Origin of the sequence: Parasediminibacterium schistidii (assembly GCF_046546515.1) — a bacterium.
Classification (GTDB): Bacteria; Bacteroidota; Bacteroidia; order Chitinophagales; family Chitinophagaceae; genus Parasediminibacterium.
Map to the genome: position 1 here is coordinate 60768 of NZ_JBKHKJ010000011.1, position 15645 is coordinate 76412.

The 15645-nt window shown below is 37.4% G+C and carries 12 protein-coding genes; 9 read left to right on the forward strand and 3 right to left on the reverse strand.

Annotated features, from left to right (window positions below; all coding sequences use genetic code 11):
* Positions 1 to 71 precede the first annotated feature (71 nt).
* From ACHFIY_RS08225 to ACHFIY_RS08235, 3 genes are all read right to left on the reverse strand, one after another.
* Entirely contained in the window at positions 72 to 992 is a 921-nt protein-coding gene (locus tag ACHFIY_RS08225) for a DMT family transporter (RefSeq protein ID WP_410845598.1), read from the reverse strand.
* Positions 993 to 1096: 104 nt separating this feature from the next.
* Positions 1097 to 2386: a radical SAM family protein gene (locus ACHFIY_RS08230; RefSeq protein WP_410845599.1), complete on the reverse strand. Its 1290-nt coding sequence runs from the start codon at positions 2384 to 2386 to the stop codon at positions 1097 to 1099.
* A 107-nt stretch (positions 2387 to 2493) separates the two neighbouring features.
* Positions 2494 to 3066: a hypothetical protein gene (locus ACHFIY_RS08235; RefSeq protein WP_410845600.1), complete on the reverse strand. Its 573-nt coding sequence runs from the start codon at positions 3064 to 3066 to the stop codon at positions 2494 to 2496.
* Between the two features lie 554 nt (positions 3067 to 3620).
* On the opposite strand from ACHFIY_RS08235, the gene ACHFIY_RS08240 reads away from it, so the two are divergent.
* From ACHFIY_RS08240 to ACHFIY_RS08280, 9 genes are all read left to right on the forward strand, one after another.
* Complete coding sequence (locus ACHFIY_RS08240; RefSeq protein WP_410845601.1) at positions 3621 to 3899, forward strand: hypothetical protein; 279 nt, start codon at positions 3621 to 3623, stop codon at positions 3897 to 3899.
* Positions 3900 to 4161: 262 nt separating this feature from the next.
* Entirely contained in the window at positions 4162 to 5562 is a 1401-nt protein-coding gene (locus ACHFIY_RS08245; protein WP_410845602.1) for a hypothetical protein, read from the forward strand.
* Positions 5563 to 5564: 2 nt separating this feature from the next.
* Entirely contained in the window at positions 5565 to 6482 is a 918-nt protein-coding gene (locus ACHFIY_RS08250) for a DNA adenine methylase (protein ID WP_410845603.1), read from the forward strand.
* 10 nt (positions 6483 to 6492) lie between these two features.
* A complete protein-coding gene (locus ACHFIY_RS08255) occupies positions 6493 to 8070 on the forward strand; it encodes an AAA family ATPase (RefSeq protein WP_410845604.1) in 1578 nt (525 codons plus the stop codon).
* An 835-nt stretch (positions 8071 to 8905) separates the two neighbouring features.
* Positions 8906 to 9361 (forward strand): cytochrome c maturation protein CcmE domain-containing protein, encoded by a 456-nt coding sequence (locus ACHFIY_RS08260; RefSeq protein WP_410845605.1) that lies wholly within the window; start codon positions 8906 to 8908, stop codon positions 9359 to 9361.
* 174 nt (positions 9362 to 9535) lie between these two features.
* Positions 9536 to 11974 carry a cytochrome c biogenesis protein CcsA gene (ccsA, locus tag ACHFIY_RS08265; RefSeq protein ID WP_410845606.1) on the forward strand — a complete coding sequence of 813 codons (2439 nt, stop codon included), beginning with the start codon at positions 9536 to 9538 and terminating at the stop codon, positions 11972 to 11974.
* Between the two features lie 192 nt (positions 11975 to 12166).
* The gene (locus ACHFIY_RS08270; protein WP_410845607.1) at positions 12167 to 13099 is read left to right on the forward strand and encodes a cation diffusion facilitator family transporter; all 933 of its coding nucleotides are present in this window, start codon (positions 12167 to 12169) and stop codon (positions 13097 to 13099) included.
* A gap of 238 nt (positions 13100 to 13337) precedes the next feature.
* Positions 13338 to 14327 (forward strand): PhoH family protein, encoded by a 990-nt coding sequence (locus tag ACHFIY_RS08275; RefSeq protein WP_410845608.1) that lies wholly within the window; start codon positions 13338 to 13340, stop codon positions 14325 to 14327.
* 261 nt (positions 14328 to 14588) lie between these two features.
* Positions 14589 to 15509, forward strand: coding sequence for a hypothetical protein (locus tag ACHFIY_RS08280; RefSeq protein WP_410845609.1), 921 nt, complete (start codon positions 14589 to 14591; stop codon positions 15507 to 15509).
* Positions 15510 to 15645 lie beyond the last annotated feature (136 nt).

Sequence of the window (15645 nt, forward strand, 5' to 3'; positions counted from 1 at the left end):
AGTTATAAACTGGCTTACTATATAGACACCTTCGAGACTTAGTGTCTTTGTGGCAAAGAAATACCTGCATCTTATCCCTTTCTTGAAAAATTTGCTATCGCCAAGCCAATAATCACCACCAGCCCACTAATTAATTGTATAAGCATAAATTGCTCATGCAATAAAAATACCGCTTCTATGGTGCTGAAAATGGGTATCAAGTTGCCAAACAAAACGGTGCGGCTTGGGCCAATAAGCAAGATAGATTTGTTCCAGAACAAGTAAGCCCCAAAGGAGCACCCAATGCTTAAATAGGCGATAGAGCCAACAACGCTTTGCGTCCAAATAGTAGACTGGGTGGTTAGCAATGCTTCAACAATAAACATGGGTACCAGCATACAAACCCCAAGTACAAAACCCACGAACAAAAAATTGATATTGGAAATGCCTGTTGGTTTGTGCTTGGCCAAATTGTTATAAATGGAAAAGGAAAACGCCCCTAGCATGGCAAACAAATCGCCGGAGGAAAAATGAAAATGAAGCAATACTTGCCAGCTTCCTTTGGAGAGCAGCAACAACACCCCTAAAAAGCAAATGACCATGCCCAACAACTTGCCCGCACTTATTTTTTCATTAAAAAACAATGCGCCAATGGCCACTGCAAAAATGGGCGCAGAGGTAGTGCCAATCAATGCAAGGTTAATGGCCGAAGTGTAATGCCCCGCTACATAGAGGAACACATTGTAGAATGTAAAGCCTGTTAAAGCTATACAGAAAAAGTAGGCTTTGTGTTGCAGCACAATGGCTTTTTCTGCTTTAAAAGAAGGCCATGCAAAAGGCGCAATAAACAAAGTGGCAAAAAACCAGCGGTAAAATGCCAAGCTTACAGGCGGCATTTTAGAAGATATGCCACGGGCAATAATGAAATTGCCCGACCATATTATTGCCGCCAGTATCGCCAGCAAAATGCCCATTGTATTGGCAGAATACCGCTTAGGTTGGGTTATGTTCAATTGATTTAAATATTTTAAATGCTACCTGCATAGAGTGGCTCACCCTGACATCCGCTTCAATAATCCCCCTTTAGGAGCTAGGGGTTTTCGTTTGTCCCTAGGGGTTAAAGGTGCGCAAAATCCAATTCGTAATCCCCTTTTATCCTTTCTATTGGTGGGTTGAAGTAACCATATTTTACATTAGGGAATTCCTCCTTTATCAAATCCTGGAATTGTTTTACGCCCATTATTTCGCCCATGTCCGTTACGCCTATTTGGCCAAGGTACCAGTCTGGGTCTATATTAAAATTGCGCCACTGTATCATGTTCAAATCTGTGTCCTGTATTAGTTTCCGCAATGCCTCGTATTCTTCCTCGCAGTCTGTCATGCCCGGGAAAACAAAATAATTAATACTTGCCCAGCCTCCAAAGCTGCGCACCACTTTCAGGCTTTCCACAATATCCTCAAACTGGTAGTTGTTAGGGCGGTAATAAGGCGTGTAAATATGCTTGCGTGCAGAGTTGGTGCTTACCCTAATGCTATTCAAACCCACTTCGCACAATGCCCTTACGGCATTGGGTTTGGAGCCGTTGGTATTGATATTGATGCTGCCGTTTGGTGTGTGCTTCCTTATTTCAATGATGGCTTCCCTTATGGTTTCCCACATCAGCAAAGGCTCGCCTTCGCAGCCCTGCCCAAAGCTAATGATAGGGTAGGGGGCATTCATTAAATGCGGCACGGTAAACTCTACTATTTCTTCTGCCGTGGGCTTGAACGTAAGCCTGTCTTGCGTGGAAACAATGGTTTCCTCTGCAGGCTGGAAAGAAATACAGCCAATGCAGTTAGCATTACATGCGGGGGAGGTAGGCACGGGGCATTCCCACCTGCCGAGGGAAAGGTTGCGGGCGGCAGGGCAGGTATAGGTTTGGCAGCAGTTTTCCATCAAGTGCTTTACCAGCCTATTGTGCGGGTAGGCAGCCATCAAGTGGTTGGTGCCGTTTTCTATGAGTGCTTCATCGTAACCTGCTGCTTCCTGCCGGATGTCAGACTCAATGCGCACGGCGGTTACATAAAATTTATCATCTAGCCAGCCAGCGGCTGTGTAGCAAAACAATGGCAGCGTAGGGGCATCGGGCATGGTTTCGTAGGCGGCAATAAACAAGCCTGTATGTGCTGGGGGTATAAAAGCGGCCACAGCCCAGCCTTTCTCGCAAAGGCGCATGTCGCCCGTTTCCACGTCTATACCTATGCCACGCCTGCCGGGCAATTCGTACAAATTGCCACCTGTGGGCAGTTCTATCCAAACCTCTGGTTCTACGGGGTAGGCATCCCAGCCTGCACGGCCAACTGCATACAAAGTGGTATCTTCAAAGATATTGCCGTTGCCATCTGAATATAATAAAAAAGGAGACATAATTAGGAATTAGGAATTAAGAATTAGGAATTAAGCTACCCTAATAAACAATTTTTTACTTATGACTTATAACTTATAACTTATGACTTACAACTTACGACTTATGACTATTGTATCCTTTCCTTGCAAAAGCTATTGAATTCCGCTTCTATTTCTGTGGGCACGGCTTCGTCAACTGCTTTTTGGATAAGTTTATTGTTTTTTAAGTCGATGCTTACCAGCCCGTCTTTTAAAACCACGTTCGATACGACTGACCAGTTATACCTTTTTTGAGGGAAACTGTTGAATACGATTTCTTCGCTGTCAAACGCTACTTCTGGTGGCACTTTCACGGGTTTTTCTAAAAAACAGGCTGCTAGGTACACAAGAGCAATGCCTAACCCACTTGGTATGGTAATCCAGCCCCAGGCCGCAAACATGAGTGCAAAGCGGTAATAAGGTGCAACCCCCCTTTTTTGTTGCAGGTAGCAGAACACCCACCAGCCAATGATGGCAGCAGACAGGCACAATAATAGCCATGCACTGCTTTCAGACAGCTTGGTATTTTTAAAGGTAAGCGTGGCATAAGCATCAAATAAAAAAGCAGCTACCGACATTAGCAGCATTAGCTTGCTGATATTGTCAACCAACTCAAAAGACTTTTTTTTCAATACAATAATGTAGTCGTACGTTTTTGTCATAATGCGCCTAAAAGCGGCAAAAGTAAGCAGGAAACCTTGTTAAAAGTTTTTTAACCACAAAGTAACAAGGAATAAGAAACACAAGGTACACAAGGATATGATGGAGATGTGAAGCTACTGCGTTCATCTTTGTTTTAAGTGAAGCGGAGGGTTTAACCGCAAAGGTTCGCAAAGGTTTTCACGCAAAGAAGATAACCACCCCGGCCTATGGCCACCCCTCAAAGAGGGGAATTAAAAACGCTCCGCTTGCCCCCTATCCCCCTAAAAGGGCAATAAAGCAGCAATGATTGTGATTGCAAAGTTTGGCAGGGTATTTTAACCCTGAATTTAAATTTTAGGTCTTTTTTGATGCTAACTCATTGAAATACAATGCTTTTTTATTTTTAAAAATGAGTGATTTGTGAGTGAAAAGTGAGTGAAAAATGAGTGATTCGTGAGTGATTTATGAGTGAAAAGTGAGTGATTTGTGAGTGAAAAATGAGTGCTTTTCGTGTTTTTTTTGAGCCTAAAACGAACATATTAGTAATTTTTAGTTTTATGTTGAAAATAATGGCATGAGGCTAATAGCCGAAGGCTTGGGCAACCAAGGCGGCTGCCCTAACAGGGACAAAGAGGCCACATATTGTAAAATTGGCAATAATTTACGGGCTATTAAAAAGAACAATCCTATATGGGGGCATATTTCCCCCATGAGTATCCCAAAATTCCCCCATGGTGGGGGAATTTTGGGATTAATAAAGGATGGCACTTTCTTATACAAGGTGCAGGGATTAGGAATTGCCATGAAATATTTTTTAGTTTTTGTTTATCCATTTGTTTTACATTTGTGTTAATTCTTTCATAGAAGGTGGAAGACTGTAAGTCTTTGAAAGCTCCAGTAATGGGGCTTTTTTTATGAGGGCAAGTACGCACCAGAGGCGGCGCACCAGCAACACTATGTTTGGCGTGGACTACCGAGGATTTCTAAATTATAGTATAAAGTTGAGAGGCTATATATAGAAGGATTATCAATATTGGTAATTTTAATTTATTTATGTATTTTAGCAATAATGTATTAAATATCTACATAAAACGACTTGACAATACATACATAAAATGAATATTATAACCAAAAAAATTGCTATCGGAGATTTAATCCTTTGGGATGAAAATGCAAGGTTTCCTGATAAATATTATAATTCTGACGAAGAAGAACTGATAAATTTTTTCATTTCAAATACAAAATTTGAAATGAAAAAATTTATTGAAGAGATAGCTTATGAATATGATATGCCTCAATTAGAAAAACTTATAGTTTGGGATAATGGGGATAATTTAATTGTAATAGAAGGCAATAGAAGACTCACAGCATATAAAGTTCTTATTAAACCTGAATTAATTAAGGATAGTAAACTACAAAACTTCGTTCGGGAATTAAAAGAGAAAATAAGTATAGACAATAATTTTAGTCTAGAATGTTTAATATCTAATAATGAGCAGGATTGTTTAAAGTATGTTGATAGGAAGCACATAAAAAGAAATAACGAAGTTGGTTGGCAAGAGCCGGAAAGAGTTGCTTTTAGCATAAGAAGAGGAGATGGCTCACAAAATAATTTAATTATTCAAGGTATTACAAAAATTGTTCGCAATCTTGACTTACCAAGTGAAATGATAAATAAGGTTTTAGGCAAGGGCTATGTAACAACTTTTTTTCGAGCTATAACTACGACTCCTTCAAAGAAAAAGTATAAATATGAAATTGTTGATGGAGAATTTAAGGTGAATTATAAAGATTTCAACAATGAATTGAAAGTAATCATTTATAGCATCTTAAAAAAAGAAGATTTTGATGGTAAAACTTTAGATTCAAGAAGTCTAAATACTACAGAAAATATAGAAGTGTTTATACAATCTGTAAAATCTGAAGACGTTAAGCAGGTTAATGAAGCGATTAAGAAAAATACCATTGAAAATATTTTTGGTGAAACAACAGTAAACATAGGCCACAACAACAATTCTAAATCTAAAGAGTTGTCAACAAAAAATATAACGGCAAGAAGCAAGTCTATTCCGCTTGGTCTTTTTTATTCAAATGATATACCTTTTAAAATCAATAACTCAAGTTTAAGGATACTCTATGAGGAATTACGAGAAATAAATGTTTCAGAGTTTCCAAATGCGACGCATGATTTATTAAGAAGTTTTTTAGAATGTTCATTAATTTTTTTCTTTAAGCACATTAATGAGTATGGGAATATTAAAAAATCAGATCCTCATAATCCAAAGTTGGGGGAAATGCTAACTCATATTATAAATGAAAAATGCAGCCATGTTAATGATAAAAATTTAATTGAAGTTCTAAAACTTGTAAAAGCCGATTATGACCAACCATATTCATTGGAAAGAATGAATATGATTAATCACAACGAAAATTGTGCTTCTACTGAAAAGGATGTTAGGAAAGCATGGGCTCAACTAGAAGGGTTATTCAAAATCATTTTAAATCCAACTAGCTAAGCATGTTTTATTCTCCGTTAAGATATCCCGGCGGGAAAAATAAACTTTCAGGTTTTATTGCCAAACTTTGTATTGATAATAAAATTAATGGACATTATGTTGAACCATATGCAGGTGGAGCATCTGTGGCTCTATTTTTATTATTTGAGGGTTTTGTAAACAAAATAACAATTAATGATAAAGATAAATCCATATATGCTTTTTGGCACTGTGTTTTAAATAATACGACTGAATTGTGCGCGTTAATAAAGAACACTGATATATCTTTTGAAAATTGGCTAATTCAAAGGGGGATTCAGAAAAGAAAAGACCAAGTATCATTAATAGAGTTGGGATTTTCTACACTTTTCTTAAATAGAACTAATATTTCAGGAATCATTATGGGAGGAGTTATTGGCGGAAAACAGCAAGAAGGCAGTTACAAAATGGATTGTAGATTTAATAAAGAAGAACTTATCAAACGAATTAAAAATATTGCCTCTAAAAAAGAACAAATAACACTATGCTCTTATGATGCAATAGTCTTAATTGATAAAATAGAAGAACAAGTCGAAAATAAAAATATAGTATTTTACTTCGATCCTCCATATTATTTGAAAGCTAGCTCTCTTTATATGAATCATTATAAAAATGATGACCATCAAGCCGTCAGTGAGAGAATAAAAAAAATAAAAAATATCAAATGGATAGTTTCTTATGACAACCAGAAAGAAATACGAAATCTATATTTAGAATGTGTCAAAAAAGAATATTCATTTACTCACACTGCTTATTCATCAAGGATAGGTAATGAAATTCTTTTTTTTAGTAACGACCTACAATTACCTTGTATTGAAAATTGGAGTCCTTTAGGGTTTAAACTTTCAATACAAAAGAAAATAGCTCAAATAATATATAAACATCCAGTTCCAAGAGTCTAACCCAACTACTATGATTATTGAAAAAATTGAAATTAAAAGATTTCGAGGATTTGAAAATGTAGAATTTAATTTAGGAAGTCAATTAACTATTATCGCTGGGAAAAATGGCACTCAAAAAACTACAATACTTGGCTTACTTAGTCAACCATTTTCAGTTTCATTACCAGATAATCCGATGAAAAGTGAAAAGCCATTATGTGGTGGCAGTTTCAAATCTGATTTCAAAGAAAAGTTTAAACTCTCTAACACCTTTGATAAAGCGAAAGAACACGAATGGACATTGCATTTAAAAAATGAAAATATCGCATTTACAATCGAAAGCATTAAAAGAAGTGGTGGTGGGATACGTTTTTATAAAAAAGGTGACCATTCTAAAGGAGCAGGTTATATACAACTTCCTGTTATTTATCTTAGCTTAAAAAGATTAATTCCAATTGGTGAAGATTTAAAATTAAATGAAAGTTCTTCAATAGCCCTTACGCTAGACGAACAAACTTTTTTTAACGATTGGTATAAAAAGATTTTAATCTCAATGGATGATATTATTAGTTCTAATTATTTAGAAAGTCGTAATAAAAATACTATTGGGATAAACACTCAAGAGTACGATTGGCATCAAAATTCAACTGGACAAGATAATATCGGTAAAATTTTATTAGCAATAATCTCATTTAAAAGATTAAAAGAAAAATATAAGGATGTATATAAAGGTGGTATTCTAGCAATTGATGAATTAGATGCAGCATTATATCCTGGGTCACAAATCAAATTAATACAAGCATTAACTACGTTTTCAGCTAGGTATAAAATACAAATCATTTTTACAACCCATTCAATATCAAGTTTAGAATATTGCTGTGAGGAAGAATTAAAAAATACTTCTATTAGCGCAAAACAAAATCATTTAAAAGTAATATACCTTGAAAAGAAAAATAACAAGGTAAAAATTGACACCAATATATCTATCACATCAATACGTAATAGATTAATGGCTAGTTATAGAAATGAAAGTATAATAAAACTAAAAATCCCTGTCTATACTGAAGATAAAGAAACAATAATATTTGCAAAGGCACTTTTAAAAAGCAAGTGTTCAAAACTCAGTTTTATCAATTGTTCATTAAGTTGCAGCAAACTAATTGATTTGGCGTTCTTAAAAATACCATCATTTAGCTTTCCAAATAGTATAGTAATATTAGATGGTGACATTAGAGGTGACGCTAAAGAATTAGGTAAAGTAAAAAACCTTAATAATTTCTTATTACTACCAACTCAAATTTCACCAGAAAGAATAATTGCAAATTTTTTACTAGACTTGGATGATGAATCACCAATTTGGACTTCAATTAATATAGATTTCAATAAAGAAAGTTGCTTTAAAGATTACAATATAAATGAAATAAGAAGTGATAGAGATAAAGCAAAAAAATGGTTCAATTCACATTTAGGTATTTGGGGAAATAACGCAATAAAAATAATTAACCCGTGGATAAGTATTAATGAAGAAGCTGTTAATCAATTTATTAGTGATTTTACAAATGTTTATAATCAATTTGCAAAAGAGTTAGCGTTGGATTTGATATTATAGCAGACGTATTAAAACCCCACTGGTGTTTCCCTAATAAGCCAGTTTGTAACTGGCGGTTGCAATATCTCTTCGCTGCCAAGCTTTTAGCCTCTTCGCCCCATGCTTTTGCGTACCCCAACAAAACACCATGCTTGCAAAATTGATAAAAAGCCTTATTTTTGTATGGCAAAACACCTAAGCAAAGTGTTTACAAACCTAATATTCAAGCGGCAGTTTCGTAGTTCTTTTTTTACTAATATTAAGATAGTTGTAGTCCCAAAATTAGGTCTTGTATTTATGGCTGTAAAATACGCAAAAACTACGCACAAAATGAGCATAAATTACGCATAAAATAGGCACAAATTACTCAAAAAGTAAGCACAAAATAAGCATAAATCACGCACAAAAATTTGATGTTGTTGTTGATAATCAATGGCTTACAAGGTTGACAACGATTTTTGAAAAAAGAAAAAAAGTAAAAATCCCACAAAAATGGCAAAACTGAAACTATTTTAATAAAAACACTAGGAGATAGATATTTTGTTATCACACATTACATCGAATATGCTTTTTAGTTACAAAGACACAAAAACACGAAGAAACACGAAAAAAAAGAAGTCTAAAAGGTATTGTTACAATAATGTTTCTTCTTTTTTCTTTTCTTCTTCTTCCTTTAAAACTTTGTAACTCTTTGTGTCTTTGAGCCTTCGTGGTAGATTAACCAAACTTACGCCTGAGTAGTAACTAACTTCATAAAGCCCGAAGCAACCATTTTTTTAACTATCTATCCTTAGAAATTACAGTTCCCCACAAGCCAATTTAAGTTACTTTTGCTCACTTTTAATGATTTCTATTTATGAAGAAGACACATATTGTAATGTTGGTATTGATTGTGGCGGCTATTACCGTATTGATTAGTTTTACTGGCAACCTCACCACTTACGAAACCATCGCATCTGCCAAACAAAAAGACGGGAAGTTTGTAAATTTAATTGCTAAGCTGGATAAAACACAGCCGATGGAATATGATGCCGTGAAAGACCCCAATTACTTGGCTTTTGTGGCAGAAGATACATTGGGCAATAAAGTAAGGGTTGTATATCACAATACAAAACCTGCGGATATGGAAAAAAGCGAGCGCATAGTACTAAAAGGGAAAATGAACGGCGACCATTTTGAATGCAAGGATATACTGCTGAAATGCCCAAGCAAGTACAAAGACGATGCCTCTGCATCTTCAAAAGCAATACAATCGGCCTCTACTTCCGATGGGTTTGTAAGTGCAGATAGTTTGGCTGCAAAAAAATACTAGGTAGCCACAAAGGCATAAAGGCTCGAAGTAGCACTAAGAAAAACCGAAAGGATTACGCGCATTGTCTTTTCTATCTTTCTGTATTGGTTCAATAGGAATTTGCCAAAAACCCTGAAAGGGTTGAACAATAATAGCCATGGGTGCAACCCGTGGCAGGATGTCTAAAAACAATTCATGCAGTATATAGGTGAACATTTATTACCAGGCCAGATAGGCCATTTTTTTGCAATCCTTTCTTTTGTGGCTTCATTCTTGGCTACTATTTCTTTTTTCAAAGCTAGTAGTGCCACATTACCTACAGACAAAACTACTTGGCTAAAATTTGCCCGTGGCTTGTTTTTGATAGAGACCATTTCGGTACTGGTTGTTTTTTCTACGCTCTACTATATTATCTCCCACCATTTATTTGAATACAAATATGCTTGGCAGCACAGCGACAAAAGCCTGCAAGTTGAATACCTGCTTAGCTGTTTCTGGGAAGGGCAGGAGGGCAGTTTTATGCTTTGGAGCTTTTGGCATTGCGTATTGGGGTGGTTATTGATTTGGCGGGCAAAAGAGTGGGAAGCAGGCACATTAACAGTAATCAGCTTTGCACAGTTTTGCTTGTCTAGCATGTTGGTTGGGTTCTACTTTTCTGGAGCCAAGCTGGGCAGCAGCCCTTTTGCTTTGCTGCGGCATGAAGGCATACTGGACAATGCACCTATTTTTCAGGACATTGCCAACGGGGGGCTAAGGAGCGATTATTTAACCCTGATAAAAGATGGGCAAGGGCTGAACACATTGCTGCAAAACTATTGGATGGTGATACACCCACCTGTTTTGTTCCTAGGCTTTGCCAGTACCATTGTGCCTTTTGCCTTTGCCTTTGCAGGGTTGATGAAAAAAGACCATGGATGGGTAAAACCTGCTTTGCCTTGGGCTGCTTTTAGCGGCGGTATACTGGGGCTGGGCATTATGATGGGTGCTGCATGGGCTTATGAAAGCCTAAGTTTTGGTGGCTACTGGGCTTGGGACCCGGTGGAAAATGCCTCGCTTGTGCCTTGGCTGGTAATGGTGGCCGGCTTGCATACCAACATGATTTACAAAAGCACAGGGTATAGCTTGCGCAGCACTTACTTTTTTTATATCCTTAGTTTTTTATTGATACTTTATTCCACTTTCCTTACACGAAGCGGCATATTAGGCGATACATCTGTACATGCTTTTACCGATTTGGGCATGAACACACAATTGCTTTTGTTCCTGTTGGTCTTTGTAGTGCCAGCTTTTATTTTATACGGCATCCGCTACAAGTCTATCCCTGCTATCAACAAAGAAGAAAACAGTTATAGCCGTGAGTTTTGGATGTTTATTGGGTCGCTGGTATTGTTCTTGTCGGCTATATTGATTATTGCCAAAACCTCTATCCCTGTTTATAACAAATTGTTCGACCAAAAGATAGCATCCTCCGAAGACCCTGAATTTGCCTACAACCAAGTACAGGTGTTTGTAGCTATAATTATTGGTATATTAACTGCTGCCACGCAATACCTGCGGTTTAAAGATACCCCAAGGGGCGTGTTTACCAAAAAGATATGGCTGCCTACGCTTATCTCGCTTGTTATCGGCACATTGATTAGTGTTTTTGGCAAAGTAGGGTACGATAAGCACGGCATTGGTTTTTTAGTAGCCATTCATGTAGCCATTTTTACGGCTGTATATTCGGTGGTGGCCAATGCCAGTTATATATGGCTTGGCTTGAAAGGCAAGGTAAAAGCTGCGGGTGCATCGGTGGCACACGTTGGTTTTGGGCTGGTGCTGGTGGGTATTTTAATTTCTTCCAGCAAAAGGACTGTGCTAAGCTGGAACACCACTGGCATAGACGTATTCCAGAAGGATAAAAGGGAAGACCCAGCGGAAAATATCACCCTGTTCAAAGGCATTACAACGGACATGGGCCAGTATATGGTTACTTACGCCCGTGATACCTTTAACGTAAAGGAACGCAAACGCTTTTTTGAAATAAATTTTGCATCCAAGACATCCGATGAGCATTTTTCATTGTACCCCGACCTGATTAAAAACAACAAAGGCAATGAAGGCTTTGCGGCCAACCCTGCCAGCAAGCATTACTGGTACAAGGATATTTTTGTATATATTTCATTTTATAAAGAAAATAATGCGGCCGATACCGCTACTTTCCGCAACACGGAAGTAAAAGTAGGGGATACCTTGTTTTACAGCAGTGGGCTAATGATATTGCACAAGGTAGCGGTGAACCCGCCAAGCCAAAAAGGCAGGTACCACGATGATGAAACATCTTTGTTTCTGGATATGGAAGTTGTAGCCAAAGACGGCAGGCGGTACAGGGCATCGCCGGGCATTGCATTAAAAGGCAACGAACTGCGGAATCTGCCAGACAGCGTTGTGTCGCAAAGCCTTATCCTGCAATTTAATAAAGTGCTAGACCAACAAAAAGGGAAACTGGAACTAGGGGTAAAAGAAAGTGCGGCTATCACAGACTTGGTTACCCTGAAAGTATATGAGTTCCCAATGATCAATATATTATGGATTGGTGTGCTGGTAATGGTATTTGGGTTTTGGATGTCGGTTTATCAACGGGTGAGGAGGTAAAATAAGCACTAATCACAAAAAGGGTAAGCATATTTGTTGCCACGAATGCACGAATGGCACAAATGTTTTTATTCGTGTATTAATGGCAAGTTCCGGTAAGGCTTATTTCCTTTGTGTTAGTTTGAGCCTTTGTAGCGAAATAATACTTCAATAGCAACAATTCATTTTATCTTCGGTATAAATAAAAAGTAAATGGCACATCACCACGAGCATAATCATACCCATGACCATGATCACAGCCATGGCCATCATCATCATGAAGTAACCAATATAAACACGGCATTTATTGTAGGCATCATTTTAAATACTGCTTTTGTAATTGTAGAGTTGGTTATTGGTTATTCCTCTTCTTCCCTTGCACTTATTTCTGATGCAGGGCACAATGCCACGGATGTTTTCAGCCTTATACTTTCCATGTTTGCGTTTAAATTGGCAAAATCGAAGGCTACCCCAAAATATACTTACGGCTATAAACGTGCAACGATTTTAAATTCCCTTTTCAATGCTATTTTATTGCTAATAGTTACTGGTGGCATCATCTGGGAGGGCTTCTACAGGCTAGAATACCCCGTGCATGTACAAGGCAAGCTGATTTCTATCATTGCTTTTGCTGGCATTTTTGTAAATGGCATTTCTGCATGGCTGTTCTTTAAAGACAAGGAAAGCGACATCAACATCAAAGGGGCTTACCTACATTTGCTAAGCGATATGCTGGTTGCTTTTGGCGTGGTAGTGGCTGGCGTTGTTATTTATTTTACCAATTGGTTTTGGATAGATACTGCTATTAGCTTTGTTATTGCTGTTATTATATTAATTAGTACTTGGCAATTGCTTGCAGACAGCATTAGGCTAGCGTTGGATGGCGTACCTAGGGATATTGACATGAAAAAAGTAGAAGCCACCCTATTGAAATTTGCAGAAGTGAAAAATGTACACCATATCCATGTATGGGCATTAAGCAGCAAGCAAAATGCACTTACGGCGCATTTGGTAATTGAAGACGACTTTTCCGCTTTTGAGAAGCGCAAGCACCAAATAAAACATGCCTTGGAACATTTAGGCATCCAACATGCAACTTTTGAAATTGAAACTGCTATTTGTCAGGAAAGTTTGTGTGAGAATTAATTATACCCCTGATTTCAACTCTAAAATCGGGGTTAAATAACCTACTAAATCATTTTAATAAAAGCCTTTCAATTCTAGGATTTTAATCTTTCGCATCATTCAAATTATTAAATCAGTGGTATAAAATACCTATCCACACATTGTGCATATAAATTTCTAATTGTTTCGAAACATGCAATAAATTTGATAGTATTAATTTGTTGATGCCGTTATTGATAATAATTTAAATAAAATTACCTTGACAGAAACGATTATTAGCCTAAGCTCTGTAAACCCAATTGAATTTTTTGGGGTGAATAATGGGAAATTAGATTTATTGAAAAAGAAATTCCCGCTTTTGAAAATTTTATCAAGGGGTACGCAGTTGAAAATAAGCGGTGCCCCCGAGCAAATTGACACGGCAAAAGAAAAAATTACACTGATACTCCAGTACCTAGAACGCAATGGCCACCTAAGCGAAAATTACTTTGTTCAAATTTTAGGTGGCGACGATGCAGAAACCGTGGATAATTTTATAGAACGCAACCCCAACGACATCCTTGTTTTTGGTCCTAATGGCAAAACAGTAAGGGCTAGGACTGCAAACCAGAAAAAAATGGTTCAGGCCGTAGATAAAAACGATATAGTATTTGCCATAGGGCCTGCTGGTACGGGTAAAACCTATACAGCCGTGGCACTTGCAGTTAGGGCATTGAAAAACAAAGTGGTAAAGAAAATTATCCTCACAAGGCCTGCTGTGGAAGCAGGGGAGAGCCTTGGATTTTTGCCCGGCGATTTAAAAGAGAAGATCGATCCATACTTACGCCCATTGTACGATGCCTTGGACGACATGATACCTGCCGATAAGTTAGGCTATTATATGACCACCCGCACCATAGAAATAGCACCGCTTGCATACATGCGTGGCCGAACGCTAGACAATGCTTTTATTATATTGGATGAGTCACAGAATACAAATGACTTGCAATTGAAAATGTTTTTAACTAGGATTGGTGCCAATGCAAAAGCAATTATTACCGGGGATCCTACACAAATAGATTTACCACGCAACCAAAGGAGCGGGTTGGAAAAAGCATCTCGAATTTTGCAAAATATAGATGGCATTGCACATGTACAATTGGATGAAGAAGATGTGGTGCGGCACAAATTGGTAAAAGCAATTATCAGGGCTTATGATAAAGAGCATAAAATAGAGGAAGAAGAATACAATAGCCATGGCCGCAGGTAAGGCTATCTATCAAAAAGGCTTAGGTCTCCAATGAAACAAGTTTGCCACGAATGCACGGATAAGCACGATTATAAATTAGTGTTTGTCCGTGTACTTGTGGCAAATTTTTTTAAAATAATTCTTATTTAAGTTACACTTTTTAAGCCAAGCCTAATGATGTAAATTGTGTCAATATTGCAAATATTGTTGTTGTGTTAAACAATTTTTTTACTTTTATTTCGTTTATTATACGAGCCTTCACTTAAAAAATAATTTCTACTGATGAAAAAGAATAGTATTGTTCTTATTGCCCTTCTTGTATTGGGTTTTACTTATGGTTACTCGCAAACGAAAAAGCCCCTAAAAACATATAGGGTACGCACTGCAAAAAAGCCTAGTTCCACCACTTTTAGGTCTGGCAAGTCGCCAGCTATTTATCCAAACCCAAACCCTGCTAGCATGAATGTTGTTTATCAATATATTGATACTACAAACCCAAATGGCGAAAACCAGTTCCCCTCCACAGGCAATATAGGTATTGGCACTAGGGCACCACAAGCGCCTCTAGAAATTGTGAAAGGTGTTGGCAACGTAGCCAAGAAGAATATATTGTTGCAATTGAGCAATATCTGGGCAGACGGAGGGCAAAACGAGCCATCGATGATGTTTTCTAATGGGGATATTAGCAACCCTAAAAATACAAGCTATTGGACAGTAGGGGCTAGGGTTTCTGGCGACAACGTGCTAAAAACACCCCAAACATTTAAAGTTTGCTTCAAAGCACCCGGTGCCGATACCGATCAAGAATATTTTTCTATCAATGCGTATCAAGGGAAAGTGAAAATTGGCAATGTAAATGAATTGATAGATGGGTATAAATTGTTTGTGGAAGAAGGCATCTTGAGCGAGAAAGTAAAAGTAGCCGTGAAAAATTCAGAAGACTGGTACGATAATGTTTTCACGCCTTCCTACAAAAGGATGAGCATCCAGGATTTGGACGGATTTATAAAGCAATACAAGCATTTGCCAGATGTGCCAACAACTGAAACGGTAATGAAAGATGGGATAGACTTAGGCAAAATGAATGGTATTTTACTTAAAAAATTAGAAGAGCTTACTTTAGATGTAATAGACATGAAAAAAGAGCTGGACGAAACTAAAAGGCAATTGGATGAATTGAAGATGGCAAAAAATAGAAAATAATTATTACTGCACAAGTGCAAGTTTGCTTATTCTGCCAAGAAGGCACCAACACACAAAGTGGCACTAAGTATCATATACATAATGCGGTGATTAGCAAATGTTTTTTGCTGATTACCGCATTATTTTAATACATAGT